The sequence below is a fragment of the Sinomonas sp. P47F7 genome, assembly GCF_049332655.1.
Classification (GTDB): domain Bacteria; phylum Actinomycetota; class Actinomycetes; order Actinomycetales; family Micrococcaceae; genus Sinomonas.
Map to the genome: position 1 here is coordinate 4,238,557 of NZ_CP186327.1, position 24,664 is coordinate 4,263,220.

Genomic DNA, 24,664 nt, shown 5'->3' on the forward strand with positions numbered 1-24,664 from the left:
GGGGCGGGAATCCAAGAGCCCGCCGCCCGCCCTTGGACGGCGGCCGCACGCGTCCTACCCTGAAGCCGTCCACAAGGTAATTCGTCTCTGCTGGGAAGCTGGAGGCTCGGTGGGGCGGCTAAGGAGTGCGCAATGCCAACCAACACCGTCACGGGCCTCAGTGTGAAGTCGCTCGACGAGCCCGAGGAGAAGCGCCAGCCGGCCAAGTCTGTCATCGACATCTCCACCGTGAGCGACTACACGATCGGTCGCTTTTCCTTTGAGAGGGGCTGGAGCTGGTCGGAGAGCATCAAGCCCGTCGTCAAGACCGAGAGCTGCCAGAACAGCCACGTGGGGTACTGCCTTGCGGGCACCCTCGAGGTGCAGCTGACCAGCGGCGAGACGGCCACGATCAAGGCCGGCGACACCTTCGCCATTCCCCCGGGCCACGACGCCCGGGTCGTGGGCGACGACAACTTCGTAGCCATCGAATTCCTGAGCGCCGCCACTTACGCCAAGCCCGTGTGACGACTCCGGGATCGAAGGAGCCCCGCAAGGCGGCTCTTCGCGGTTCCGCGGGAAGTGAGCTCGTGGCGTAGAGCGTGAAGGGGCTCGTGGCCCTGCTGGAATGGGTGTTGTCTAAGCATCCGTAACCGTCAGGAACCACGAGCCTTGATCGAGCCTACGACGGGGCAGCCCTGCGCTGCCACCGTGATCTTCAACCTGCCCGAATACCGTGTCCTCTCCGCCAGCGTCAGCGCCCTCGGGCTCCGCCGGGTGGTGGTCGAGTCCACGGGCGTGGTGCCGGGGTGCCCGTCCTGCGGCGTCGTGTCCGGGCGGGTGAAGGACGTCCGTCTCCAGCGGCTGCGCGACATCCCAGTCGCCGGTGCCGCGGTCGTGCTGTGGCGCAAGCGCAGGTTCTTCTGCGATGAGCTGGCCTGCCCGCGCGGGTCGTTCACCGAGGCCACAGACGAGGTGCCCCGCCGGGCCCGGTCCACCTCGCGGCTGCTGGGCGCGCTCGTCGACGCGGTCATCCGCTCCGGCCGTGCGGCGGCGGAGGCCGCGACCGCGCACGGGGTCTCGTGGTGGCTGGTGCAGAAGGCCCTCGGCGCCGCCGCGGCGACGCTGCCGGATGTGGACGCGCTCGCGCCCAAGGGACTCGGGATCGACGAGCACAGGTACCGCTCCGTGCGCTGGTTCCGCGAGGACGAGTCCTCCCCGTGGCAGCGGATCGAGCCGTGGATGACCACGATCGTGGACTTGGACAGCGGGCAGGTCCTGGGCATCGTGGATGGTCGGGACAGCACCGGTGTCGGGGACTGGCTCTTCGCCCGGCCGCTGGCGTGGCGGCTCGGGGTCGAGGTCGTCGCGATCGACCCGTCCGCGGCGTTCCGCAAGGCCCTGCGCATGTGGCTGCCCCGCACCGCGGTCTCGGTCGACGCCTTCCATCTGGTGTCCCTGGCGAACCAGGCCGTCACCGAGGCCAGGCAGAGGCTGAGCCAGGAGCTCAAGGGCCGACGCGGCCGCACCGTCGACCCGGGCTGGGCCAACCGGCGCCTGCTCCTGCGCGCCGCCGAGACTCTCTCCGACCGCGGTCAGAAGCGCCTGAGAGATGTCTTCGCCAGCGACGATCCGACCGGGCAACTCCAGGCGGCGTGGGAGGCCAAGGAGCAGCTGCGCACCCTCCTCGCCTCAGCCTCCCTCGCCGAAGCCGGAGACCACCTGCGGATCCTCGAGGGCCTCGTCGACGCCGCACCCACACCCGAGACCAAACGGCTCCTGCGAACCGTGAAGCGGTGGTGGGACGAGATCGAAGTCCTCATCGCCACCGGCGCGACCACAGCCAAGGTCGAAGCGAACAACACAGCCATCAAGAACATCAAACGCACAGGACGCGGTTTCAGGAACGCCGAGAACTACCGATCGCGTATCCTGCTCAGGAGCGCCGCTCAGACAGCGGCCTGACACTCATCCCAGCAGGACTGTTCCCGCGGAACCGCGAAGAGCCCGCAAGGCGCTGGCCGGTTCCCGACCGGGTTCGGCCGCTCGATCGGGCCGAAATCGGCGCGTCGCGGCGCGACACGCCGACTTGGCGCCGGAGAGGTGGTCGGAATCGGCACCGACGGAATCGGCCACGCAGGCGAGCGGACGACGGCGGGTGGGCACCCGCCGTCGTCCGCTCTTCGTTGTCTGGGGCGCGCTCACCCCAGCCGGGTGTCTTCCGGGTGGGGCCCACCGGCCGCCCTCGATCTTACGGCTGCGCTGCTGGACGGCCTTCGGCCGTACGGGCAGACCTCAAATGAACCGCAGCTTACCGGTCGGCCGACTCGTCCCCGGCGCCGCCGTCCGTATTTCTCGACCTCTTGTTGGCCACCCGCAACGCGGCCAAGACGACCACGGTAATGATCGCGACGGTCAGAACGGCAATAGCCACCAACAGGGCAATAGTCATTGGGTTGAGAAGCCGCACAATTCCCCCTAAGAGTCACGGGCTCGTGTCCCACCGGGACGTGCCCTGCACGTAGAACGTAAGCGAGACCGTGTAGCTGAACGAGAAAGGCCCCGTACCCATCGTCACCTGGACGTTCCGTATATTGCATTGATCTGCGCCGGCCAGCTCGAACAATGGGTTCCCAGGTAGCCATTGGTTTGATACTCCATGGTAAATGTGGCCTGATAGGTCCTGACTTTGCAGTTAGAGAAATAGTATCTTCCGGCGCCCGCGTAATCGACACATCCCGTGACCGACATCGGCACATTTCTCCCCGAAGGGGATTGCCGGACATCTTTCGGAATGTCGAATGTGGTTTGGGAGACTGAGCCGTCCGGGAACTCCTTTCGGACCACCGTCGCACCGCCAACCTCGCGCGCACTGGCTTTGAGGGCCGCGGCTCCCGTCGTGGAGTCCGGCAGTGCTCCACGTTCGAGCTTGGCGATTAGCCCATCCCTTGCTTCTTTGCCTATCCCGAGCCGTTCACTCGCAGCAAGAACGAACACCCGATCACTTTCGGAAAGGCGTGATTCGGACGCGCTTCCTCTCCATGACCCCTCCAAGGTGCGTAAATCCAGCCCCCACTGGATTCCGCGACTATCTTTTCGTCGCGGTCCAATGACTCTCCTCCGCCAATGGACCATTGTCAACACGGAGAGATGGACATTCTTGTCGGCCTCAGTGGTGAGCGAATACGGGATCCTCAGAAAGGCAGCATGGTCAATGCATAATGGATGCAAAGCTCATAGCCACACCCAAGGGCGCGTATTTTCGGCATAGCGAATGCGCTTTTGAGTGTGTCGGAGTCGCAGGCATGAAGTCGGCTTCGCGCAGCGCGCCCCAGCGGAATCCGACGAAAGAGCGGACGACGGCGGGTGGGCACCCGCCGTCGTCCGCTCTTCGTTGCCTAGGGCGCGCTCACCCGATCCGGGGTGACTTCCAGGCCCGGCCTACCGGCCGCCCTCGATCTTCCGGCTGCGCTGCTGGACGGCCTTCGGCCCGTACGGGTAGACCTCGACCTGGGGCGCGCTGATCTCCGTGAGCCGCTGCAGCTCCTCAGGTGCGAGCCGCAGCTCGGCGGCCTTGAGGTTGTCGGCGAGCTGCTCGCGCGTCCGCGCCCCGAGGATCACGGACGTCACGGCGGGCTGGTCCGCGACCCAGCGCAGGGCCACCTGCGCCGAGGACACGCCGTTGGAGTCGGCGACCTCTCGCACGGCGTCGATGATGTCCCACGTGCGGGACGCGGCGTTCCGGGTGTCCCACGCTTCCATGCCGCGCTGCGGGTTCTCGCCCAGGCGCGTCGCACCGCTCGGGAGCGTGTCCCGCTGGTACTTGCCGCTCAGCCAGCCCCCGCCGAGGGGCGACCAGGGCAGAAGCCCCATTCCGGCGTCGAGCGCCGCGGGCACGATCTCGAGCTCGATGCCTCGCACCAGGAGGCTGTACTGGGGCTGGAGCGTGGCGGGCGCGGCCCAGCCGTGGGCCCTGGCCTCGTAGGCAGCCTTCGTGAGCTGCCAGCCGAGGAAGTTGGAGAAGCCGTAGTAGCCGATCTTGCCCGCCGACACGGCGTCATCGAGGAAGCGCAGCGTCTCCTCGATGGGCGTCAGCGGGTCCCACGCATGCATCTGGTACAGATCGATGTGGTCGGTGCCGAGGCGCCGAAGCGACGCGTCGAGCGCGGTGCGGAGGTGCCGCCGGGAGGTGCCGAGATCGTTGGGGCCCTGGCCCATGGGGAAGCGGGCCTTCGTGGCGACGACCATCTGCTCACGCTGCGCGGGATTCGCGGCGAGCCACTTGCCCACGATCTCCTCCGAGGTACCGGAGCTGTACACATCGGCCGTGTCGATGAAGTTGCCTCCCCCGGCCGCGTAGTCGTCGAGGATCGCGTGCGACGTCGCCTCGTCGGCTTCCGCTCCGAACGTCATCGTTCCGAGGGCGAGGGCGGAGACGACGGCGCCGTTCGTTCCGAGATTGCGGTATTCCAACAGAACCTCCGTGGGTGGCTGAGGGTTTTCCGCATCCCAGCCTATGAGGGCTCCGGTATGGCGGGAAAGGGGTTGCCGCCGGTTGCCAGCCCAGACGCGCCCGCCGAGACCGCGCCTTCCCCCCAAATGCGTCCTTGCGAAGGCGCGGCCCACAGGTCAAGAGCGTAGGGCCTAGTTTCATCGCCTCCGTGGCGCAGACACGGATCTCAGTGGCGATGGACCCGAGCCCCGGGACGGCTTGCGTGCCACTGAGGGCAGGGAGTCCCGACCGCTGCGGGTATACCGATTTGTATACCCGCGCGGTGACGCGCAGGTAGAATGGATCCATGACGGCCACCACAATCAAGGTTTCCCGCGAGCTGCGGGACCGCATCAACCATGACGCCGAGGACCGAGGGCTCACTGCCGCGGCACTCTTGGCCGAACTTGTCGATGAGTACGAGCGCGCCCAGCGATTCGCGGCCGTACGGCGGGCCTATGCAAGTATTTCCGTCGACGGCGACGAGACCACCGAGTCCGCCCTCTGGGAGACCACGCTCGAGGACGGCCTCGCGGATGCCTGACGTTGGCCGAGGAGAAGTCGTCTGGGTCGATCTTGATCCCACCAAAGGCAGCGAACAGGCGGGCCGTCGGCCTGCACTCGTCGTCTCCGGCAATGATTACAACGCGAGCATTCCGCGCGTCATCATCGTCCTTCCCGTCACCACGAGGGACAGAGGCCTCCCCCACCACATCCTGCTCGAAGGGCCGGCCCTGAACCTGAAGCAGGCCAGCTTCGCGATGACCGAACAGCCCCGGACCATCGACCGCGAGCGGATCACCGGTACCGCGGGCGCGGCCGACGAGGTGACCATGAGCCGTGTCGACGTCTGGCTGCGGGACTTCCTCGACCTTCGGGCCGGCCGCTAGACCAACATGACGGCGGGCTAGTCCCCGCTCCCTTGGCGCGCCCACTCCTCGACGCGCTCGGTCGCGGCCCAGCTCGCGAGGAGTTGCAGGGACTCCTGGGACTTCGAGCCGGGCTCGGCGGGATACACCGTGAGCGTGAGCCCCGGATCCTCCGCGAGCTGAAGCGCCTCGAACATGAGCTCGATGTCGCCCACCACGGGGTGGCGGAAGAACTTGTTGCCCGAATAGTGGCGCCGCACGTTGTGGGCGGCCCACCTCACGCGGAACTCCTCGCTGCGCATCGACAGCTCGCCGATGAGGTCAGCGAGGCCCTTGTCGTAGGGGTTGCGGCCCGATTCGGTCCGGAGGATCGCGACGTTGTTGTTCGCCGCAAGGTCCCAGTCGGGGTAGAAGTCGAGCGCCAGCGGGTTGAGGAAGATGAAGCGCGAATGGTTCGCCGGCCTCACGGCGTCCGTGTACATCGGCGAATAGAGCGCGACGCCGAGCTGGTTGGAGGCGAGGATGTCCATGCGCCCGTTCCGCACGAACGCGGGCGCACCGGTGATCGCGTCGAGCATGAACTGGACGCTCGGCCGGATGCGCTGCTTCTGCGCCTTGCCCTGCCGCGGGCGGGACGAGGCGTTCGCCGCGCGGGCGAGGTCGAAGAGGTGGTCTCGCTCGGCGTCGTCGAGCTGGAGCCCACGGGCCAGCGCGTCGAGCACGCTCTCGGACACCCCGGAGAGGTTCCCGCGCTCGAGCCGCGTGTAATAGTCCACGCTCACCCCGGCGAGCATCGCGGCCTCCTCGCGCCGCAGGCCAGCGACCCGCCGATTGCCGCCGAACACGGTCAGCCCGGCCTGCTCCGGCGTGATCCTCGCGCGGCGCGACGAGAGGAACTCGCGCACCTCCACCCGATTGTCCATACAACCAACGCTACGCGGGACGGGGCGATGAGAGGGAGGTACTGGCAGAACTAGGATCACGAGGGCTCTCCCGCACTCCGCGGAACCCCTGTTCGATAGGAATGGACTCGTCGAATCTGGAAAGGATTCCCATGGACTACAGAACCGTCGGATCGACCGGCGTGCAGGTTTCCCCGTTGTGCTTCGGCACCATGTCCTTCGGCGCCGAAGCAGACGAGGAGACCTCGGCCGCCATGTACCGCCGGGTCCGCGAGCTCGGCATCAACTTCTTCGACACGGCCAACGTGTACAGCGGCGGCCGCTCCGAAGAGATCCTCGGCAAGCTCGCGGCCGGCGAGCGCGACGACCTCGTCATCACGTCGAAGGTCGGCTTCCCCATGGGCGCTGACCCGAACACCCAAGGCCTCTCGAGGCGCCACATCATGCAGTCGGTCGAGGCGAGCCTCGCGCGCCTCGGCACGGACCGCATCGACTTCTACTTCGTCCACACTTTCGACGAGCGCACCCCGATCGAGCAGACCCTCCACGCGCTCGACGACCTCCAGCAGCAGGGCAAGATCCTCTACCCTGCCGTGAGCAATTGGGCAGCGTGGCAGATCGCGACCGCGCTCGGGGTCGCGGCCCGCGAGGGCCTGGCCCGGTTCGAACTCATCCAGCCGATGTACAACCTCGTCAAGCGGCAGGCGGAGGTCGAGCTCCTCCCGCTGGCCCAGGGCGAGAACCTGGGCGTGATCACGTACAGCCCGCTGGGCGGCGGGCTGCTCACGGGCAAATACCGGGCAGGGCAGCAGCCCGCCGGCGGTCGGCTCGTCGAGAACGCGCGCTACACGGACCGCTACGGCGCGGAGAGCGACCGGGTCACCGCCGAGCGCTTCGCAGCCTTCGCGGACGACGCCGGGGTGTCACCTGTTGCGCTCGCCGTCGCCTGGGCGATGGGCCACCCGGGCGTCACAGCCCCGATCGTGGGCGCCCGCAACGTCGAGCAGCTCGAGGGCTCGCTCGCGGCCCTCGAGATCGACATGACGGCCGAGATCCGCGACCAGATCTCGGCCCTCTCCCCGACGCCGCCGCCGGCCACGGACCGCGCCGAGGTGCTCACGGGGAAGTGGGGGTAAGTCCATGCCGCAGCAAACGGCGCGACACCCGGCCATGACGACGGGGCTCACGCTCCTGTTCGCCGTGGCCGGGGGCGCCGCCGTCGGGAACCTGTATTGGGCCCAGCCGCTGCTCGACGCGATCGCGGCCGATCTGCATGCGTCCGCCGCGACCGCGGGCTGGCTCGTCACGGCCACCCAGCTCGGCTACGCCGCGGGGATCCTGCTCATCGTGCCGCTCGGCGACGTGCTCGACCGGCGGCGCCTCGTCGTCGTCATGATGCTCGCCTCCGCCGGGGCACTCGTTTTGTGCGCGCTTGCGCCGTCGATGGCCTTTCTCCTCGTCGCCGTGAGCCTCCTGGGCGTCACGACCGTCGCGGGGCAGATCCTCACCCCGCTCGCGGGCGACCTCGCCGACTCCGCGCATCGCGGTCGCGTGGTCGGCACCGTCGTGGCGGGCATCCTCACGGGCATCCTCGCGTCGCGGACCATCAGCGGCCTCGTCGCCGCGGCCGGCGGGTGGCGGGCCGTGTATGCGGTGGCCGCGGTCGCCGTCGTCGTTCTCGCGGGGCTCCTGTACCGCATCCTTCCGCCGCTCGCGCCCAAGGCGAGCATCCCGTACGGGAGGCTCCTCGCGTCGGTGGGCGCCGCGATCGTCAAGGAGCGCTCGGTGCGCTGGACGCTCGCGCTCTCCTCCGCCGGGTTCGCGGCGTTCACGCTGTTCTGGACCTCGCTCACGTTCCTGCTCGCGGGCCCGCCGTTCAACTACCCGGTCGCCGTGATCGGGCTGTTCGGGCTCGCGGGGATCGCCGGCGCCGTGACGGTGCAGCGCGCGGGGCGCCTGCATGACCGCGGCTGGTCGTTGCCCGCGACCGGCGTCGCGTGGGCGCTCGCGCTCGCCTCGTTCGTGCTCGCGGAGTTCGCCCCGAGCTCGGTGGTGATCGTCATCACGGTGGTGTTCGTGCTCGACGTCGCGATCCAGGGCCAGAACGTGCTCAACCAGACTCGACTGCTCTCCCTCTCGCACGAGGCCCGCAGCCGCCTCAACACCGCCTACGTCACGGCGAACTTCATCGGCGGCGCGATCGGCTCGGCGGCCGCCGCACTCCTGTGGTCGGCGGGCGGGTGGACGGCCGTCGCCGCGGCGGGCATCGCGCTCAGCTGTTTCGCGCTCGCCGTGTGGACGATTGGCCGGAAGGGCCCCCTCGCGGCCCCGAAATCCCCGGAATCTCCGTAATCTTGCGCCTTTGACGCGCCACTCCCGGGCATTTGTTGCACAGACGTTCTCCCATGGGTTTATCGTGGTGCCGCACGACCGGGTCTCAGGCGCCCCACCTGGCTCGGCGCCACCCACCGCGGGAGGAACCACCATGGTGCTGAAACGGCCTTATCGGAACTACCGGGAAATGCACTTGGGCGACGTCCTCGACGAGCTCATGCGCCGCCGCCAGCTCATCTGGTCGTGGTCCTATACGAAAGCCGAGCTCCAGCCCCTCTTCGTGGTCACCCTCGCGACGAGCGGGCCCTGGCCCTACCACCTCAAGGGCGCCGAGGACCTTGCAGCGAGGATCGCCGCCCGCGAGCACATCGCGTGGCTCCCGGTTCCCGAGCCCGGCACGGAGGCTGCCTACCGCGCGACGCTCGCGGCGATGGCCGACCTCGAACGCGAGTTCGCCATCCCGGCCCTGCGGCCCGCCTATCGCGGCGAGCCCGCCTAAGATTCAGCGTGTGAGCAGCGTTCCCTCCCCCGCCGCGACCCGTAACGCCCGACTGCTGCGGACCGGGCTCCGCCTCGAGTACGCCACGCTGGGATGGAACGTCGTCGAGGTCGGGTTCATCGGCTACGCCGCGGCCCTGGCCGGGTCCCCGGCACTGGCCGGCTTCGGGCTCGACACCCTCATCGAGATCTTCGCCTCGCTGGTCGTGGTGTGGGAGCTGAAGGGCGTGCATCGGGAGCGCGAGGCGCGAGCCCAGCGGCTCATCGGCGTCGCCTTCATGGTCTTGGGCCTGTACCTCACCGCCCAGGTCATCGTCGTCTTGGCCTCGGGCGCCCGCCCGGAGGCGTCCCCGCTCGGCATCGTCTGGACTGCGCTCACCGTGGTCGTCATGTTCGGGCTCGCGTGGGGCAAGCTGCGAACCGGGCGCCTCATGGGGAACCCCGTCCTGGTCAGCGAAGGCAAGGTCACGCTCATCGACGGCTATCTCGCGGCCGCCGTGATGCTCGGCCTGGTGCTCAACGGCCTCTTCGGCTGGTGGTGGGCCGATCCCGTGGCCGGGGTGGTGGTCATCGCCTACGCCGCCCGGGAGGCGTGGGAGACGTTCAAGGCGTGACGGCTTAGGCCTGGCCCTGCGCGGCGGGCGGGACGCGCAGGCTTCCGTAGCGCTCCATGCGGTGCCACCGCAGATGGACGCCCGCGAGCGCCGTCACGACGGACTGGATGACCACGAGGTACATGAGCTGGCGGTAGACGAACTGCTGCAGCGGCAGCGTCCAGAGCGGGCGCAGGGACTCCTTGTCGAGGCGGAAGGCGTACCCGGCCATGAGCAGCTGGACGGCGAGGAACACGAGCCAGAGGGCGCCAATGCGGACGGGGTCGAGGAAGATCAGGCCGTAGATCGCGAAGATGTCCACTACCGGCGCGAAGAGCGGCAGGAGCACCTGCAGCACGAGCAGGTAGCCGAGGCCGCGGCGCCCCAGCTTGCCTGCCTGCCCACCCTGGAATACCGCGCCGCGGTGCTTCCACATGGCCTGGAGCGTGCCGTAGCACCAGCGGTACCGCTGCTTCCACAGCGCGCCCAGGGTTGCGGGCGCCTCGGTCCAGGCCCGCGCGTCGTCCTGGTAGACCACGCGCCAGCCGTCCCGGCACAGGGCCATCGTGAGGTCGGTGTCCTCGGCGAGGGTGTCGTCGCTCACGCCGCCCACCCAGAACAGGGCGTCACGGCGGAACGCGCCGATGGCGCCGGGGACGGTCGGCATGCACTCCGCGACGTCGAAGAGGCGGCGGTCGAGGTTGAAGCCCACCACATACTCGATGTGCTGCCACGCGCCGAGGATCCCGCCGCGGTTCGCGACCTTGGTGTTCCCAGAGACAGCGCCGACGCGCGGGTCGGCGAACGGCTGGATGAGCGCGCGGACGGTGTCGGGCTCGAAGACGGTGTCGCCGTCGACCATGACCACGAGCTCGTGGGACGCGAGCTCAAGGCCCGCGTTGAGCGCGGACGGCTTGCCGCCGTTGTGCTTCCGGACCACGCGCACGCCCGGCAGGCCGAGCGCCTCGACGAGGTCCGCGGTGCCGTCCGTCGAGCCGTCGTCGACCACGATGATCTCGACCGGATGGTTCGACGCCACGATGGACCGGACGGCGGCCTCGATCCCCGCCGACTCGTTGTACGCCGGCACGATCACGGTGACCGGCTCCGTGATCTCGGGCCGGATCGGCGTGGTGATGCGGCGGCGCCCGCGGCCCGCGGCCTGCGCGCGGCGGGCCGCCCGTCGGTGCCGGGCCGCGAAGCCGATCACGAGGACGGCCCGGATGAACGTCACGACGCCGCTCGCGAGGAGCGCCCACGAGATTCCCGTGACGACCCAGTCGCTCAGCCGGATGCCCCACACGAACGCCGCGCCGCTCAGCTGTTCCGCGGCGGTTGCGTCCCGCATGCTCGTGATCCCCACGGCCTCGCCCGCGGTCGTGACCTTGAAGCCCTGGTTCGCGAAAGCCGTGAGACTAGCGTCGAGGGCGGCGACGCTCTGATCCCTGTCTCCCCCGCCGTCGTGCATGAGGAGCACCTGGCCCCGCGGGCCTGTCGGGGAGAGGTTCTTCACAATGGTCGCGACACCAGGCCGCTGCCAGTCCTCGCTGTCCTTCGTGGTGAGAACCGTGAGGTAACCCTGGTTCGCCGCGGCGCGCATGGCGGCCCACGTCCCGTCCCTGACCGCGTCGTTCTCCGAGCTGTACGGCGGGCGCAGGAGAGTCGCCGCGTGCCCCGTGATGCCGGCGATCACCTGCTGGTCGCCCTGGACCTCGAGCTGCTGGCGCCAGGCGGGGGCGCTCCCGAGGTCGGCGTGGGTGAGCGTGTGGACGCCGATCTCGTCGCCGTCCGCGACGATGCGCTTCACGATCTCCGGGTAGTCGATCGCGGCCGAGCCGACTACGAAGAACGTCGCGTGCACGTGGTGCTTCTCGAGCACGTCGAGGATCTGCGGCGTCCACTCGGGATCGGGGCCGTCGTCGAACGTGAGCGCAAGGGTGCGGTCCGGAGGCGCGACGGTGCGCACGGTCCCGCCCCGCGCGTCGACGACCGGGCCGCCGTGGGACACCGCGTCGGGAACGGTGCCGGCGGAGCCCTCCGCGGGGACCGAGTCGTCGCCGATCCCGGCGAGGTGATGAATGTAGCCCTGGACGGTCAGCGCGACGCCGACGGCGATCAGCACGGCGAGGAGGACCACCCAGTGGGCCCGCACACGCGCCGGGCGGGCGCGCTGGGGACCGCGACTCACGGATGCGTCGGCTTCGTCGACTGGCCGGGTGCGGTTCCGCTCTTGCCCGGTGCGGTCGGCGCCGCCGTCGGGGCAGCGGTGGGAGCGGCCGTGGCCACGGGGGCAGGCTGCAGCTGGGAATTCGCGGCGGGCACGATGGCCGGCGCGGCGGCGGGCGCGCCCGGGTGGGCCGGGGCTCCGGCACCGACCGCTCCCCCACCGGCCGCTCCGCCGGCGGACGCGGCGGCGGATGCCGCCGCGGCGGGTTGCGGGTCCGAGGATGCGGCCTGCGCCGTCGCGGTGGCCGGCTGCGGCAGATAGGGCGCAGCGATGTTCGGCCCGCCAAGCAGCGCGACGGCCAGGAGCACGACATAACCGGCGGCGAGCGCGAGGGCCACGAGGCCTAGGAGCCGGAGGCGGCGGAGCCGACGGCCCGAGTCATCGACAAAGACCGGCCCGCGCCCTTGCGCGGACCGAGACTGCTCGGGGGTGTCCGGGAGTACTGCCATCGGGACTTAAGTGTAGGCGATGTCTCGACTGGGTCTCAAAACAGTAACGGCCGGCGCTACGGCAGCCCGAAGCCCGTGAGTCGGGCGAGCTCGGCGAGCACGGCTATCTGGAAGCGTTCGTCGGTGACCGGGGCGGCCGGCTCACGGCGCGATCGGTGGAACCAGTAGACGCCGCTCACGTCCGCCTCGGGGTCGTCGCTCGCGGCGAGCCAGGCCTGGGTCTCGTGCCCGGCCTTGAGGTCGCCGGGTGCGTTCGGCCCGCCCATGCGCGTGGGCACCCAGCCGGGGTCGACGGCGTTGCTGCGGACGTCCGGCCATCGGCGGGCGAGCCCGAACGCGAGGGCCGTGAGGTAGAGCTTGCTGTCCGAGTAGGCCTGCATCGGGTCCCAGCGGCGCGCGGTCCATTCAACGTCGCGCAGCGACGGGTCCCCGCCGCGATGGAGCCCGCTCGTGAGGTAGACGAGCCGATCGGGCCGTTCGAGGAGCGCGGTCAGGAGATACGGCGCGAGGAGGTTGACGGCGAGGACGCGCGGATGGCCTTCGGGCGTTCCGCGGCGCTCGGACTCGGTGTACACGCCCGCGTTGTGGATCACGGCGTCCATGCGTCCCAGGGCGTTGACCTGCTCGGCGAGATCGAGCGTCTCCTCTCGGCTCGCGAGATCGCCCACGACGACGCCTGCGGCGCGTTCCGCGAGCCCCGCGACGGCTTCGACCCGCGAGCGGTTCCGCGCATGCAGCACCACGGCATGCCCGCGGTCGATGAGCGCCTCTGCAGCTCCGCGCCCCAGGCCCTGAGTCGAACCGGTGATAAAGATCCGCGCCACAAGGGCACCCTACTCCCCGGCCCTCACCTGGGATCCCCCGTCCTTCAGGGCCGTGATCTCCTCGCTCGGCTCGAAGCCGAGGCGCCAGGCCTGGAACCAGACCTCGCCAGCCTCGTCCCCGATGGTCTCGGCGCCGACGGGCCCGGTATATAGGTGCCACTGGCGGCCGTCCGCGAGCGGGATCCCCGTGACCCGCTCGAGCGGGCTCGGCTCGCGCACCCCGTCCGCGGGCGGGTCGGTGGTCCAGGCGATCGAGGAGCCGAGCGTGGGGCAGTCTGCGGCGAGGCCCTCCGGGGTGCGGACGACGGCGGGTGGTGCGGTCGTGTGCGCGCGCCCACCGGGGCGCCACCCCTCCAAGAGCGTCTCCTCGTCGAGGAGGCCGAGGTCGCCGTAGCGGTCCTGCCAGGCCTGGAGGGCGTTCCGGAGGCGGGCGAGGTCTGCGGCGTGCCGGGCGTCTCCGGCGAGGTTGCGGGTCTCGTGCGGGTCGGCAGCGAGGTCGTAGAGCTCCTCCGCCGGCTTGTCCGCCGCGAGGAGCTGGCGCTGGAGAGGCGTGAGGAGGCTCCTTCGCTCGCCGCGGCCCAGCTGCTCGGCCTCCTGGAACGCGAAGCGCCGTAGCTCCGCCCACGTGGCCAGATGGTCCGGGTAGTCGTTGTGCTGCATCGGGGCACGGTCGGGGTGGTAGTTCCGGATGTACCGGAACCGCGGGTCGCGGACGGTGCGCGAGGTGTCCTCGGCCTCGCCCATACGGTCGCGTCCGCCAAAGGTAAACTCATTCGGCCGCTCGGCAAGCCGGCCTGCCGCGTCGAACAGCGGCACGCCGTGCAGGTGCGAGGGCACGGGGAGCCCGGCGGCGGCGAGCATCGTCGGGGCCAGGTCCATCGTGTGCACGAGGTCGGCGACTACGGTGCCCGGGGCTATCCTGCCGGGCCAGCGGACGATGAGCGGCTCCCGCAGGCCCGCCTCGCACGCCCACCGCTTCGCCCGCGGCATCCCCCGCCCGTGATCGGACCAGAACACCACGATCGTCTCCCCCGCGAGCCCGTCCTCCTCCAGCTCGGCCAGGATCCCACCCACCCAATGGTCCATCTCCGTGACCAGGTCCGCGTACCGGGCGATCGCGCCCCGGAACACCGCCGTGTCCGGGTAGTACGGCGGCACCGGGGCCGCGGCCGGGTCGTGCCGGGCCGCCTCCGGCACGTGCGCGGTCGCGGCCGCGAACGCCTCCTCCCCGAGGTAGACCTGGGACTCGTGCGTGGCCATCCCGTGGAACGCGGCGAAGAACGGCTGGCCCGGGTCCGGGCGGTCGCGCCAGTGCGCGTCGGGGGAGCATTCGTCGAACACCGTCGGTGGGATCTCGACCTGGAAGTCGGTGAAGACGTTGTTCGTCGTGTAGTACCCCGCGGCCCGGAACAACTCCGGAAGCAGCCGCACCTCCGGCGGCGGCACCGCCTTCGTGCGCATGTGCATCGTCCCGATCGCCGTCGGGAAGCACCCCGTCATGATCGCCGACCTCGCCGGAGCACACACCGGGGCGACCGCAAACGCTGCGTCGAACCGCGCGCCGTCGCCCGCCAGCCGATCAAGGTGAGGGGTCACCGCATACTCCGCCCCCGGCCACACCCCCGCATAGCACCCCAGATCCGGATTGATGTCATGCGTGGAAATCCACACGATATTCGGCCGCTTCACGGTGATCCTTTCCGGCGGGGCGAGTAGGGTGGCGCGGCCGTTCCCGACCTTCTTGTGCCGCCTTCTTCGCGCCGCAGCGGCGTGTTGTCAGGCAACACGCCGTCGGCGTCGTTTGAAGAAGGTCGCGAACCGCGGCAGGGTCAGCTCTGGCCGAGGGCCTCTTGGCGCCGACGCTCGAGCGTCTCGGTCGCGCGGGCCACGTCACGCGGGTAGACCGCGTACAGTCCGGTCAGCACGGCGGCGTTGACGATCATGAGGATCACCATGACCCAGAGGAACACCGTCTGGATGCCGAGGCTCGTGGCGAGCGCGCCGGCACCGAGGGAGAACAGGGCCCAGCCGATCGTCTCGAAGATGGTCAGGAAGATCGCGAACGCCTGGCCGCGCAGCTCGGGCAGGACTACGGCGGCGACGATCGAACGGTTCACCGACGGGTTGAGGCCCTGGCCGAAGCCCATGAGGGCCCAGAAGATCGCGTAGATGCCGATGCCCTCGTAGTGGAACTGCGTCCCGAAGAACGCTGCGACCGCGAAGAACACCTGCGCTCCCTGGATGTAGCCCACGCGGCCGCGGTGCGGGATCACGCGGTCCAGAAGGGCCAGGAACCAGCCGCCGCCCACGGTCCCGGCGAAGTATGCGAGGCCGAACGGGACGAGCACGGTCGCCGCGACGGCGTTCGTGAAGTGGCGCTCGGTCACGAGGAACTGGATGCCGAAGATCGAGATGAGCAAGTGGCCCGAAAGGAGCCGGGAAAGCATCATGAGGGAGAACGAGGGCACCTTCATGATCGAGAGCACGGAGGCGACCGTCACGCGGGAGAGGTTGCGCTTGCTCTCGGAGAGGTCGGCGAGCTGCTTCTCCGCGGCGCCGACACCCGGGTCCCTGTAGAGGCCGGCCACGACGAGGCCCGCCAGGACGCAGATCGCGCCGATGGTCCACATGCCGTACCGCCAGCCGTCGGTGAGCCCTGTGAACAGGGCGATGACGGGCGCCACGAACGAGCTGATGAGGCTGATGAAGCCGTAGAAGTACCCCACCGCCTTGCCTCGGTTCGCGTCGTCGAACGAGTCGGCGAGGATCGCGTTGGAGATCGGCACGCCGCCCACCATCGCGGCGGACATGAGCGCGTTGAAGATGATGAGCTGGGTGAAGTTCTGCGAGAAGCCGGCGGCCGCGCCGAACAGGCCGCCGACGAGCGTGATGAGCACGAGCGTCTTGCGGCGGCCGATGCGACCCGCGAGCCAAGTCCACGCGGGCCCCGCGGGCACGGCGATGATCTTGCCGAGCGCCGCGAGCAGGCCGAGGTGCCCGCTGTTGAGCTTCAGGGCGGCCGCGATCGAGGGGAAGATCGTCGAGGTCAGGCCGGACTCCGTGTTGTCGACGACGCTCACGCCCGTGAGGACCATGAGGTTCCGCCAGCGGTGGGGCACGTGGCGCGCCTGGGTTTCGCCCTCGACGGGAGTGGATTTGGTGATCTGGGCTTCCATGGTCTGTTCCTGACTGCTCTGGCAGGTGTGCGGGGGGGTTATGGGCGGGTGGGCGGTTGGGCGGTGTAGTTTCAGGCCGCGGGAACCGGCGCGAGCTCTTGGGCGAGCTGTTCGAGGATCGCCGGGGCCACCGGCGAGACCTTGGCCAGCTGGTAGATGGTGAACTGGGGGGCGATGCTGACCAGTTCGGTCGTGACGAGATGCGGCAGGAGCCTCTCGAGCACGGTCCGGCACCGGGGGTCCTGGAGCAGTTCGAGGATGGGGGTCTCGAGCGCTTGGCCTTCGGCGTGGAATGAGGCGAGCGGCGGCAGCGGCTCGAGGGCCGCGGCGGCGCGCTCGGCCTGACGGCGCACCAGGAGGTCTTCCGTGGTGGGCGGGGCGTCGAACGGGATCCCGAGGCGCTCGAACTGGCTCTTCGGGGCGTCCGAGGTGTGCAGGAGCTCGGCGAGCAGGCGGAGCATGCGCAGCTCGACGTCGTCGTCCTCGAGGGGATGCTCCTGCGCGGGGTCGGTTTCGAGGTCGAAGAGGAGCGTTCCGTGCGCCCAAGGGTTCATGAGGGACTTCGTGTGGACCTTGAGGGTGCGAAGGCCCTTCGTGAACGCGAACGGCTCGGCGGGCTCCCAGGCTGCGAGTTCCCCGACGGAGAACCGCGAGCGCATGTGGGTGGGCATGAGGGTGTAGTCCTCGAGCGGGCCGTTCGCCGGGTCAGCGGCGGCACGCATGTAGACGTAGCGCCCGTCCGTGACGTTGACGTGGCCGCCGTGGATGCCGAAGAGCGCGGCGTCGCGCACCGTGGTGTCGTCCTCGAGGACGACGGCGAGGTCCCGGCCTTGCATGTCCGGCGTCGGCTCGAGCCCGAAGAAGCGGAGCATCGTCGGCGCGATGTCGATCGTCTGGGCGAGGGCGCCGCGGCGGGCGTCGCGCCCGGCGGTGCGCGGGTCCCACAGGAACATGGGCAGGTGGACGAGCTCGTTGAACCACGGCTGGACCGACTTGGCCCACCAGCCGTGCTCCCCGAGCAGGAAGCCGTGATCGGTGTTGACCAGCAGGAGGGTGTCCTCCCACAGCTCGTACTTGTCCATGGCGTCGAGGACGCGGCCCAGGGACTTGTCACACATCGAGACGAGCGCGGCGTACTCGTAGCGCGCGTGCTCGACCCGGTCCTCGGGCTCGGTGACTCGCTCGTAGCCGGGCCAGTCGAACCCGGGGCCGTCGTAGCGGTGCGGGTACATGGCCTTGTAGGCCTCGTGGGTGAAGAACGGCTCGTGCGGGTCGAAGAGCTCGATCTGGAGCATCCACTGGTCCGCGGCGTGGTTTGTGTCGATGAAGTGGATGCCGGCATCGACGGTGCGGGTCTGGGAGTGCTCGGCCTCGGTGGGCATGTAGGAGCGGTTGATGAGGTCCTGGCGCTTCATGCCGGCGCGCCAATCGCCGCCGGCCGCCCCGCCGTCGTCGTTGTTTCTGGTGGCCACGACGCCCTTCCACGGGTCGCCCTCCTGGCCGCGGAAGAACTCCCACGTCGTGTACCGGGGGTGGTAGGTCGCGCCGCCGTCCTCCCAGTAGTGGGGGTGATCGGACGCGAGGTGCGTGTGGACGCCGGCGTTCTTGAGCAGTTCGGGCATCGAGTCATCGAAGGGCTCGAGCGGGCCCCAGCTGCGGTGCAGGAAGTTGTAGCGGCCGGTGTGCATCTCGCGGCGGGCGGGCATGCACGGCATCGAGCCGGCGTAGAAGTTCTCGAACGTGACCGAGCGGGACGCGAGGCGCGCAAAATTCGGCGCGTCCACAATCGTGTCAGCGTAGGGCGAGAGCATGTGGCGGTTGAGGCTGTCGAACATGAGGATGATGGCCCTCATCGGATGGTCCTTTCGGTGGCTGCCGGGACTGCTTCCTCGACGTCGTCGCCCGGGCGCGCGGTGATGGAGCGCGAGGACAGCTTCCCGTCGAGGAGGTCCTTGCGGATCTCCAGCAGTGCGGCGAGATGCGCGTCGATCGCCGCGGCGCCCATGTAGTGAAGGCGGTCGCCGAGCGCGTCGGCGAATTCGGGGTCAAAGGGGATGGTGGGCGCCCACTGTTCGCGCCGATCGCGGAACCGGTAGCGGCCGATCTCCTCCTGACGGGTCTGGATCTCGGTGTCGATGAGGCGGAGCACCTGCTCCGCGCTCATGAATCCTGCGAAGCTCAAGCGCGCCCCGAGCTCGGGGTCCTGAAAGCGCGACGGCGGCTGGTAGGGACCCGTGAGCCAGTCCAGGAAGATCGTGGCGCCCTCCTCGGTGACGCGGTACGTCTTGGCGTCCTGCGCACCGGGGCGGGGCTCGACCGTGTGGGTCACCCAGCCCTGCTGCTCCATGGTGGTGAGCGAGCGGTACACCTGGCTCATCTGCGTGTTCGAGCGGAGGAACCGGCCGTGTGTGTCGAGGTACTTCTTGAGGTCGTAGCCGGTGCTGGGGTGCGCCGACAGCACTCCGAGAAGGATGTGTTCGAGCTTCATCGCTTTCCAATGCTTGCCTGTGAGGTGGATCACTTGAAGGATGGCACAAGTGGAAGCCTTGGTCAATAGCACAAGTGGAATGGTTCTGGCACCCGCGCCGTGACCGCCGCCCGCCGTCATTCGCGACCTTCATTCAGACGGACGAGCGGCGCGGCGCAGCGCGACACGCCTCTCTGGGGCGGAAAGTGGCCAAAGAAGGTCAGGAACGGACGACGACGGGCCGGGCCTAGCGCTCGAGTCGGAACGCCCCTTGCGACGTCAGAGTGCGACGGTCCGGAAGCCGCAGTTGCCGCTCGAGGATTCGGGGGTGTTGTGCGATCGGGCCGCGACCCGGTACCGGTTGCAGTAGGACTCGTGGCACAGGTACGAGCCCCCGCGCATGATGCGCCCGGCCCCGATCGTGGGGCCCTGCGGGTTCACGGCCGGGGAGTTCGCGTAGTACTTGGGCAGGAACCAGTCCGCACACCACTCCCACACGTTCCCGGCCACCTCGTACAGCCCGAAGCCGTTGGGCGGGAAGCTCCTGACCGGGGCGGTGCCCAGGAACCCGTCCTCGACCGTGTTCTCCGAAGGGAACGTGCCCTGCCAGATGTTGCACCGGTGCTCCCCGCCCGGGGTCAGCTCGTCGCCCCACGCGTACCGTCTCCCGGCCAGGCCGCCGCGCGCGGCGTACTCCCACTCGGCCTCTGTGGGCAGGCGCCGGTGCGCCCACGCGCAGTACGCGACCGCGTCGTGCCACGACACGTGCACCACCGGGTGGTCGGCCACGTCCCGCCACGAGGACTCCGGGCCGCGGGGGTGGGCCCAGTCGGCCCCGGCCACGTTGAGCCACCACGGGACCCCGGCCGCGGCACCGACCACCCCGCCGGAATCGGCCAGGAGATGGAACACCGCCGAGGACCCGTAGGCCTCGGCCTCGGTCCGGTAGCCCGTCGCGTCCACGAACGCGGCGAACATCGCGTTCGTCACCTGGGTCGCATCGATGCGGAACCCGTCGACGGTCACCTCGTGCACGGGGACCTCGCCGTCCGAGGCGTACCCCTCGCCGAACGCGTCCCCCATTGCAAAGAGCCCACCGGGAACCGCCACCTCGGCGTGGAGCGCACTGGCGACGCTGCCGCCCTGGCCCGCCCCGCCGTCGTCCGCTCGCCTCGGCGCGCCCAGCGAAACCGGCTCCGGCCCGCGCGACGGCGTGCAGCAGCTGCCCGAATGTTCCATGACGGCTCCTCTTCTGGGTGACCCCAACTCTCTGCCCAGCGTAACCCTGCGGCGGGCGGGCAGTCCGGCCAGCCGTCAGCCGGCCGCCAGCGAGCAGAGGCGCCCGACCGTGGTGCGCAGATCCTCGAGGGCGGGCCGGCCGGGACGGGTCGTGTAGACGCTGTCGGCGTGCAGGAACAGGGCCGCGAAGACGAGGGCCACGGAGAGGCGCGCCTGGATCGGCGTCGTCCTCTGTTCGGCAAGGTAGATCACGCGCTCCCGCACGCCCGACGTCCACTGGTGGAGCGCCGCGAGGAGATCGGGCTCTAGCCGCATGAGCTCGCGGAGGCGCGGAAGATTCTCGTCCGGGCCGCCGGAGACGTTGGCCACGAGTTCGCAGAGGTCGTCGACGAGCGGCCCACTGCTCTGCAGGAAGCGCTGCTCGTGCTCGATCGCGAGGAGCGTCGCGGGGAGGCCGAGGGTCGCGGCCGCCTTCGACGGGAAGTAGTTGAAGAACGTCCGCTCCGAGATGGTGGCCCTCGCGCAGATGTCCCCGATGGTGACGTGGGCGAGACCGCGTTCGACGACGAGTTCGTACGCCGCGTCGTGGATCGCCTGGCGGGTCAGCAGCTTCTTGCGCTCTCGCAGCGAACCCGGGTTGTCGGCGAGGGGGGTTGGGGGGGTGCTCACGGTGGTGGTTCCTGTCATGCAGAGCGCCTGGCGTGGGGCGCCCGCCCAGCGGCGGGCACCCCATCCGGACGCTACGGCCGGTGGACTCGAATCGGCCCGGTGGCCGGCGCCGTGGGCGCTCCGGCCTCTGCGGCGGCCTCCATCGCGTACACCTCGAGGTCATCGACGGTGCCGAGCTTGTCGGCCTGCTCCTGAAGGGCCGAGCGCGCGCGAAGCGGCGGCGTCTTGAAGAACCAGCTGAGCACGAACGCGAGGGCAATCACGCCGAGGCCCACCCAGTAGATGCTCACGGCCGACGAGTTGAAGCCGGTCATGAACGGCCGCGTGAGGCGGGCGTCCGCACCCTTGAGGTACGAAGTGTCAGACGTGTTCGACGAGGACGACTGGCTCGACGACGACGTGGCGTTCTTGAGCTGGTCGATCATGGTGGGAACCACCTTGTCGACGATCGCGGAACGCTGCGACTGGTTCGAGTAGTCGATCGCGAGGCGACCGTCGACCACCGAGGCGCCGGCCTTCTGCGCGGCGGCCGTGAGGGCCTGCTGCTCGGCGGCGGGCTTGGCGGCTGCGGACTGCTGGTCGATCACCGCAGAAGCGGACGACGCCGGGATGGCACCGGCGGCGACCTGCTGCTGGACGGCGGCGGTCACCTGCTGGGTCACGGCCTGATCGGCAGCCTGCTTCGCGGCCGTCGTGCCCTGGTCGAGGCCCGACTGAATCTGAGCCTTGATCGGGGTGACGATCGGGCTCCAGACCTGCTGCATGATGCCCGCGTTGGCCTGGTCGGTCGCGACGGACGGGGTGAGGGCTGCGTCGAGCGCGCTCGTGAGATCGGCCTTGTTCTGCATCGCGGTCGTGATGTTCGTGGGCATGAGCGCGAACAGCACCGAGAGCAGCACCGCGGTGCCGAGCGTTCCACCGATCTGGCGGAAGAACGTCGCCGAGCTCGTGGCGACACCCATGTCCTGCGGGGTCACGGCGTTCTGCGAGGCGAGGGTGAGCGACTGCATGAGCTGGCCGAGGCCCAGACCGATGAGGAACATCGCGATCATGAGGAACCACAGTGGCTTGTCGATGGTCATGAACGTGAGCACGAGGTAGCCGAAGCCCGTCACGAGCGTGCCCGTGATGGGGAAGATCCGATATTTGCCCGTGCGGGCCACGATCTGGCCGGACACGATCGAGGCGATCATGAGGCCGCCCACCATCGGCAGGGTCGCGAAGCCGGACTCTGTGGGGCTCAGGCCTGTCACGAGCTGGAGGTACAGCGGCAGAGTCAGCATGGCGCCGAACATCGCGAAGCCGACGAGGAAGCCGAGCACCGTTGCCATCGAGAACGTCGACGAGTGGAACAGCCGCAGCGGGATGATCGCGTCATCCTTCATGGCCGTCTCGACGATGATGAAGCTGATGAGGCCGATCGCGCCGATCACGTAGCACGCGATCGAGCCAGCGGAGCTCCAGCCCCAGTCGCGGCCCTGCTCGGCCACGAGGAGGAGCGGAACGAGCGTGACGATAACTGAGGTCGCGCCCCACCAGTCGATGCGGGACGTGCTCCGGTCGTGGAACTTGGGCAGGTGCAGGAAGGCGAGCACCATGCCGAGCGCGATGAGGCCGATCGGGACGTTGACCAGGAAGACCCAGCGCCAGCCCGAGATGAAGAGGATCTGGTTCGCGCCGGAGAAGAGGCCGCCGATGAGCGGGCCGACCACCGAGGACACCGCGAAGACGGCGAGGAAGTAGCCCTGGTACTTGGCGCGCTCGCGCGGGGCGAGGATGTCGCCCATGATCGCGAGCGGGAGCGACATGAGCGCGCCGGCGCCGATGCCCTGGAAGGCGCGGAATCCGGCGAGCATGAGCATCGAGGTCGAGAACGAGGACATGAGCGAGCCCACGATGAAGACGCCGAGGCCGAAGATGTAGAGCGGGCGGCGGCCGAAGATGTCGGAGAGCTTGCCGTAGATCGGCGTCGCGATCGTCGAGGTAATGAGGTAGGCGGTGGTGACCCAGGCCTGCTGGTCGAGGCCGTGGAGGTCGTCGCCGATGGTCCGGATCGCGGTACCGACGATGGTCTGGTCAAGGGACGAGAGGAACATCCCCGCCATGAGGCCGTAGATGACCAGAAGAATCTGCCGTTGGGTCATCACCGGGCTAGACGGAGCGGCGCTCCGCGCGTCGCGCGCCGTTGAACCGGCCGCAGGATTGGACATGGGATTGATCCGAATCTCTCAGAGGGGGCAAACTCGATGAGGCCCTTGTTCGGTTGCCTAAGTTTGCAGACTCTGCAAGTTTACGCAGTCTGCAAGAAGGCAGGCAACGTCGGATTCGGAAATTGTCTCCGTTTCCCCCGTGAGGTTCGTCTCACGGCGCGCGGACTCCCGTGCAGAGGCCCCGAGCCGCGGGCGGCTGGGATCATGTGGGCGTGAGCATCCTCAAGTCCTCCGTGCTGTTTGTCCTCGCCGCGGCCGCCGAGATCGGCGGGGCGTGGCTCGTCTGGCAGGCGGTCCGCGAGGGGAAGCCCTGGTGGTGGGCCGGGCTCGGGATCGCCGCCCTGGGCGCCTACGGCTTCGTCGCGACGTTCCAGCCCGACGCCCATTTCGGCCGGGTCCTCGCCGCGTACGGAGGTGTCTTCGTGGCGGGCTCCCTCGCGTGGGGCGTCGTCGTGGACGGCTTCCGCCCCGACCGCTGGGACGTCGCGGGAGCGGTGATCTGCCTCCTCGGAGTCACGGTGATCATGTTCGCGCCCCGCGCGTCGGCCTGACCGGCCTCACGTTCTAGACCCTCTAGAATCGAGGAAGATTCACCAGATTCACCAGATTCACCTAGATTCACCGGAGGGCCTGTGCAGAATCCGTTCCGCCCCACAGCCGGCGCCACGCCGCCCGTGATCGTCAGCCGCGACGGTTTGCTCCGCGAATTCGAATACGGCCTCGGGATCAGGTCGGGCGCGCCCGGGCTCCTCACCATCTTCACCGGCGCCCGGGGCGTGGGCAAGACCGTCATGCTCGGCGCGGCGGAGGATCTGGCCCAGGAGCGTGGTTGGCTCGTCATCTCGGAAACGGCCACGCCGGGATTCATGGGAAGGGTCGGCGAGGCAATGCGCCGGGCGCTCGCGGAGCTGGGCGACGGCCCCACCGGTCGGCGCATCACGGGAGTTAGCGTGGCCGGCTTCGGCGTCACCACCCAACTCCCGCCCGAGCAGCAGGTCACATGGCGCGAAAAGGGAGAGGAGCTGCTGCGGGCCCTCGACGATCACGCGACGGGGCTCGCCATCACGGTCGACGAGGTCCACGCCGCCGATCGCACCGAGATCGCTACCCTCGCGGCCAATGTTCAGCACTTCATCCGCGAGGGCCTTCCGATCGCGCTCATCTTCGCAGGCCTGCCCGCCGCGGTCTCCGACCTACTCAACGAAGGCGTCGCGACCTTCCTCCGAAGGGCCGATCGCATCGACTTGCACGCCGCGTCAATCGACGAGACCGCGAACTCGTTCGCCGACCTCTTCGCTAAGGGCGGCTACGAGCTACACCCCGACCTAGCCAGGGCCGCCGCCGACGGAACCGGCGGCTACCCGTTCCTCATCCAACTTGTCGGCTACAGCCTCTGGCAAGAGGCCGAAGCCGCGTCGGGCTCACTCGACGCCGCCGCCGTGGAGCGGGCCGTTGCGGCCGCGCGCCGCCGCAACGAGCGAACCGTCATCGAGGCTGCCCTCTCCACAGCGAGCGCGCGCGATTCAGACTTCCTCCTCGCGATGGCGCAGGACGACGGAGCGTCCGATGTGGGTGACATCGGCCGCCGCATGAGCGCAAGACCGAATCTGGTCGGCAAGTATCGGGCCCGGCTCATCGACGCTGGGCTCGTGGAGCAAGCCGGCTATGGTCAGGTCGACTTCGCCATCCCGGGCCTGCGGGAGTATCTCCGCGCCCGAACGCTCGGTCGCCCCTAG

Annotated in this window: 22 protein-coding genes; 10 read left to right on the top strand and 12 right to left on the bottom strand. The window is 69.3% G+C overall.

The features are described from left to right. Positions 1-132: 132 nt before the first annotated feature. Entirely contained in the window at positions 133-507 is a 375-nt protein-coding gene (locus ACOKR1_RS19795; RefSeq protein ID WP_422934592.1) for a cupin domain-containing protein, read from the top strand. 144 nt (positions 508-651) lie between these two features. Then, on the top strand, positions 652-1,944 hold the full coding sequence (locus ACOKR1_RS19800) for an ISL3 family transposase (protein ID WP_422934593.1): 1,293 nt from the start codon (positions 652-654) through the stop codon (positions 1,942-1,944). Positions 1,945-3,420: 1,476 nt separating this feature from the next. Here ACOKR1_RS19800 and ACOKR1_RS19805 read toward each other — a convergent pair. Beyond that, positions 3,421-4,452 (bottom strand): aldo/keto reductase, encoded by a 1,032-nt coding sequence (locus ACOKR1_RS19805; RefSeq protein ID WP_422934594.1) that lies wholly within the window; start codon positions 4,450-4,452, stop codon positions 3,421-3,423. Positions 4,453-4,778: 326 nt separating this feature from the next. Here ACOKR1_RS19805 and ACOKR1_RS19810 point away from each other — a divergent pair, with 326 nt between their 5' ends. Both ACOKR1_RS19810 and ACOKR1_RS19815 read left to right on the top strand, forming a co-directional pair. Next, the gene (locus tag ACOKR1_RS19810; RefSeq protein ID WP_422934595.1) at positions 4,779-5,015 is read left to right on the top strand and encodes a hypothetical protein; all 237 of its coding nucleotides are present in this window, start codon (positions 4,779-4,781) and stop codon (positions 5,013-5,015) included. Then, positions 5,008-5,361 (top strand): type II toxin-antitoxin system PemK/MazF family toxin, encoded by a 354-nt coding sequence (locus ACOKR1_RS19815; protein WP_422934596.1) that lies wholly within the window; start codon positions 5,008-5,010, stop codon positions 5,359-5,361. The genes ACOKR1_RS19810 and ACOKR1_RS19815 overlap by 8 nt, the downstream gene beginning before the upstream one ends. Before the next feature lie 17 nt (positions 5,362-5,378). Here the strand turns inward: ACOKR1_RS19815 and ACOKR1_RS19820 are convergent, their stop codons facing one another. Beyond that, on the bottom strand, positions 5,379-6,263 hold the full coding sequence (locus tag ACOKR1_RS19820) for a helix-turn-helix transcriptional regulator (RefSeq protein ID WP_422934597.1): 885 nt from the start codon (positions 6,261-6,263) through the stop codon (positions 5,379-5,381). Positions 6,264-6,394: 131 nt separating this feature from the next. Here ACOKR1_RS19820 and ACOKR1_RS19825 point away from each other — a divergent pair, with 131 nt between their 5' ends. The 4 genes from ACOKR1_RS19825 (at position 6,395) to ACOKR1_RS19840 (ending at position 9,688) form a co-directional block, all read left to right on the top strand. Continuing rightward, positions 6,395-7,378 (top strand): aldo/keto reductase, encoded by a 984-nt coding sequence (locus ACOKR1_RS19825; RefSeq protein ID WP_422934598.1) that lies wholly within the window; start codon positions 6,395-6,397, stop codon positions 7,376-7,378. Between the two features lie 4 nt (positions 7,379-7,382). Continuing rightward, positions 7,383-8,594, top strand: a complete 1,212-nt coding sequence (locus ACOKR1_RS19830; RefSeq protein WP_422934599.1) for an MFS transporter — start codon at positions 7,383-7,385, stop codon at positions 8,592-8,594. 133 nt (positions 8,595-8,727) lie between these two features. Next, positions 8,728-9,075, top strand: coding sequence for a hypothetical protein (locus ACOKR1_RS19835; RefSeq protein ID WP_422934600.1), 348 nt, complete (start codon positions 8,728-8,730; stop codon positions 9,073-9,075). 10 nt (positions 9,076-9,085) lie between these two features. Further along, positions 9,086-9,688 carry a cation transporter gene (locus ACOKR1_RS19840; protein ID WP_422934601.1) on the top strand — a complete coding sequence of 201 codons (603 nt, stop codon included), beginning with the start codon at positions 9,086-9,088 and terminating at the stop codon, positions 9,686-9,688. A gap of 4 nt (positions 9,689-9,692) precedes the next feature. On the opposite strand, the gene ACOKR1_RS19845 is transcribed toward ACOKR1_RS19840, so the two are convergent. The 10 genes from ACOKR1_RS19845 to ACOKR1_RS19890 form a co-directional block, all read right to left on the bottom strand. Continuing rightward, positions 9,693-11,855 carry a bifunctional polysaccharide deacetylase/glycosyltransferase family 2 protein gene (locus ACOKR1_RS19845; protein WP_422934602.1) on the bottom strand — a complete coding sequence of 721 codons (2,163 nt, stop codon included), beginning with the start codon at positions 11,853-11,855 and terminating at the stop codon, positions 9,693-9,695. Beyond that, a complete protein-coding gene (locus ACOKR1_RS19850) occupies positions 11,852-12,343 on the bottom strand; it encodes a hypothetical protein (RefSeq protein WP_422934603.1) in 492 nt (163 codons plus the stop codon). The genes ACOKR1_RS19845 and ACOKR1_RS19850 overlap by 4 nt, the downstream gene beginning before the upstream one ends. 56 nt (positions 12,344-12,399) lie before the next feature. Beyond that, positions 12,400-13,167, bottom strand: a complete 768-nt coding sequence (locus tag ACOKR1_RS19855; protein WP_422934604.1) for an SDR family NAD(P)-dependent oxidoreductase — start codon at positions 13,165-13,167, stop codon at positions 12,400-12,402. 9 nt (positions 13,168-13,176) lie between these two features. Then, positions 13,177-14,856, bottom strand: coding sequence for a sulfatase family protein (locus ACOKR1_RS19860; RefSeq protein ID WP_422934605.1), 1,680 nt, complete (start codon positions 14,854-14,856; stop codon positions 13,177-13,179). Between the two features lie 140 nt (positions 14,857-14,996). Continuing rightward, on the bottom strand, positions 14,997-16,343 hold the full coding sequence (locus ACOKR1_RS19865) for an MFS transporter (RefSeq protein ID WP_422934606.1): 1,347 nt from the start codon (positions 16,341-16,343) through the stop codon (positions 14,997-14,999). Positions 16,344-16,414: 71 nt separating this feature from the next. Continuing rightward, complete coding sequence (locus tag ACOKR1_RS19870) at positions 16,415-18,196, bottom strand: sulfatase (RefSeq protein ID WP_422934607.1); 1,782 nt, start codon at positions 18,194-18,196, stop codon at positions 16,415-16,417. After that, positions 18,193-18,831, bottom strand: a complete 639-nt coding sequence (locus ACOKR1_RS19875; protein ID WP_422934608.1) for a PadR family transcriptional regulator — start codon at positions 18,829-18,831, stop codon at positions 18,193-18,195. Before ACOKR1_RS19875 ends, ACOKR1_RS19870 begins: the two co-directional genes overlap by 4 nt. A gap of 258 nt (positions 18,832-19,089) precedes the next feature. Then, positions 19,090-20,049, bottom strand: coding sequence for a formylglycine-generating enzyme family protein (locus ACOKR1_RS19880; RefSeq protein WP_422934609.1), 960 nt, complete (start codon positions 20,047-20,049; stop codon positions 19,090-19,092). Between the two features lie 75 nt (positions 20,050-20,124). Next, positions 20,125-20,718 carry a TetR family transcriptional regulator gene (locus ACOKR1_RS19885; RefSeq protein WP_422934610.1) on the bottom strand — a complete coding sequence of 198 codons (594 nt, stop codon included), beginning with the start codon at positions 20,716-20,718 and terminating at the stop codon, positions 20,125-20,127. Between the two features lie 71 nt (positions 20,719-20,789). After that, positions 20,790-22,862, bottom strand: a complete 2,073-nt coding sequence (locus ACOKR1_RS19890) for an MDR family MFS transporter (protein WP_422934611.1) — start codon at positions 22,860-22,862, stop codon at positions 20,790-20,792. Positions 22,863-23,140: 278 nt separating this feature from the next. On the opposite strand from ACOKR1_RS19890, the gene ACOKR1_RS19895 reads away from it, so the two are divergent. Then, positions 23,141-23,479 carry a YnfA family protein gene (locus ACOKR1_RS19895; RefSeq protein ID WP_415854935.1) on the top strand — a complete coding sequence of 113 codons (339 nt, stop codon included), beginning with the start codon at positions 23,141-23,143 and terminating at the stop codon, positions 23,477-23,479. An 81-nt stretch (positions 23,480-23,560) separates the two neighbouring features. Next, on the top strand, positions 23,561-24,664 hold the full coding sequence (locus ACOKR1_RS19900; protein WP_415854934.1) for an ATP-binding protein: 1,104 nt from the start codon (positions 23,561-23,563) through the stop codon (positions 24,662-24,664).

Excerpts from the sequence above, each read along its gene's own strand:
- ACOKR1_RS19825 (WP_422934598.1), top strand. The coding sequence starts at position 6,395 with ATGGACTACAGAACCGTCGGATCGACCGGCGTGCAGGTTTCCCCGTTG.
- ACOKR1_RS19810 (WP_422934595.1), top strand. The coding sequence starts at position 4,779 with ATGACGGCCACCACAATCAAGGTTTCCCGCGAGCTGCGGGACCGCATC.
- ACOKR1_RS19865 (WP_422934606.1), bottom strand. The coding sequence starts at position 16,343 with ATGGAAGCCCAGATCACCAAATCCACTCCCGTCGAGGGCGAAACCCAG.
- ACOKR1_RS19880 (WP_422934609.1), bottom strand. The coding sequence starts at position 20,049 with ATGGAACATTCGGGCAGCTGCTGCACGCCGTCGCGCGGGCCGGAGCCG.
- ACOKR1_RS19830 (WP_422934599.1), top strand. The coding sequence starts at position 7,383 with ATGCCGCAGCAAACGGCGCGACACCCGGCCATGACGACGGGGCTCACG.
- ACOKR1_RS19875 (WP_422934608.1), bottom strand. The coding sequence starts at position 18,831 with ATGAAGCTCGAACACATCCTTCTCGGAGTGCTGTCGGCGCACCCCAGC.
- ACOKR1_RS19820 (WP_422934597.1), bottom strand. The coding sequence starts at position 6,263 with ATGGACAATCGGGTGGAGGTGCGCGAGTTCCTCTCGTCGCGCCGCGCG.
- ACOKR1_RS19835 (WP_422934600.1), top strand. The coding sequence starts at position 8,728 with ATGGTGCTGAAACGGCCTTATCGGAACTACCGGGAAATGCACTTGGGC.
- ACOKR1_RS19850 (WP_422934603.1), bottom strand. The coding sequence starts at position 12,343 with ATGGCAGTACTCCCGGACACCCCCGAGCAGTCTCGGTCCGCGCAAGGG.
- ACOKR1_RS19815 (WP_422934596.1), top strand. The coding sequence starts at position 5,008 with ATGCCTGACGTTGGCCGAGGAGAAGTCGTCTGGGTCGATCTTGATCCC.
- ACOKR1_RS19870 (WP_422934607.1), bottom strand. The coding sequence starts at position 18,196 with ATGAGGGCCATCATCCTCATGTTCGACAGCCTCAACCGCCACATGCTC.
- ACOKR1_RS19890 (WP_422934611.1), bottom strand. The coding sequence starts at position 22,862 with ATGACCCAACGGCAGATTCTTCTGGTCATCTACGGCCTCATGGCGGGG.
- ACOKR1_RS19795 (WP_422934592.1), top strand. The coding sequence starts at position 133 with ATGCCAACCAACACCGTCACGGGCCTCAGTGTGAAGTCGCTCGACGAG.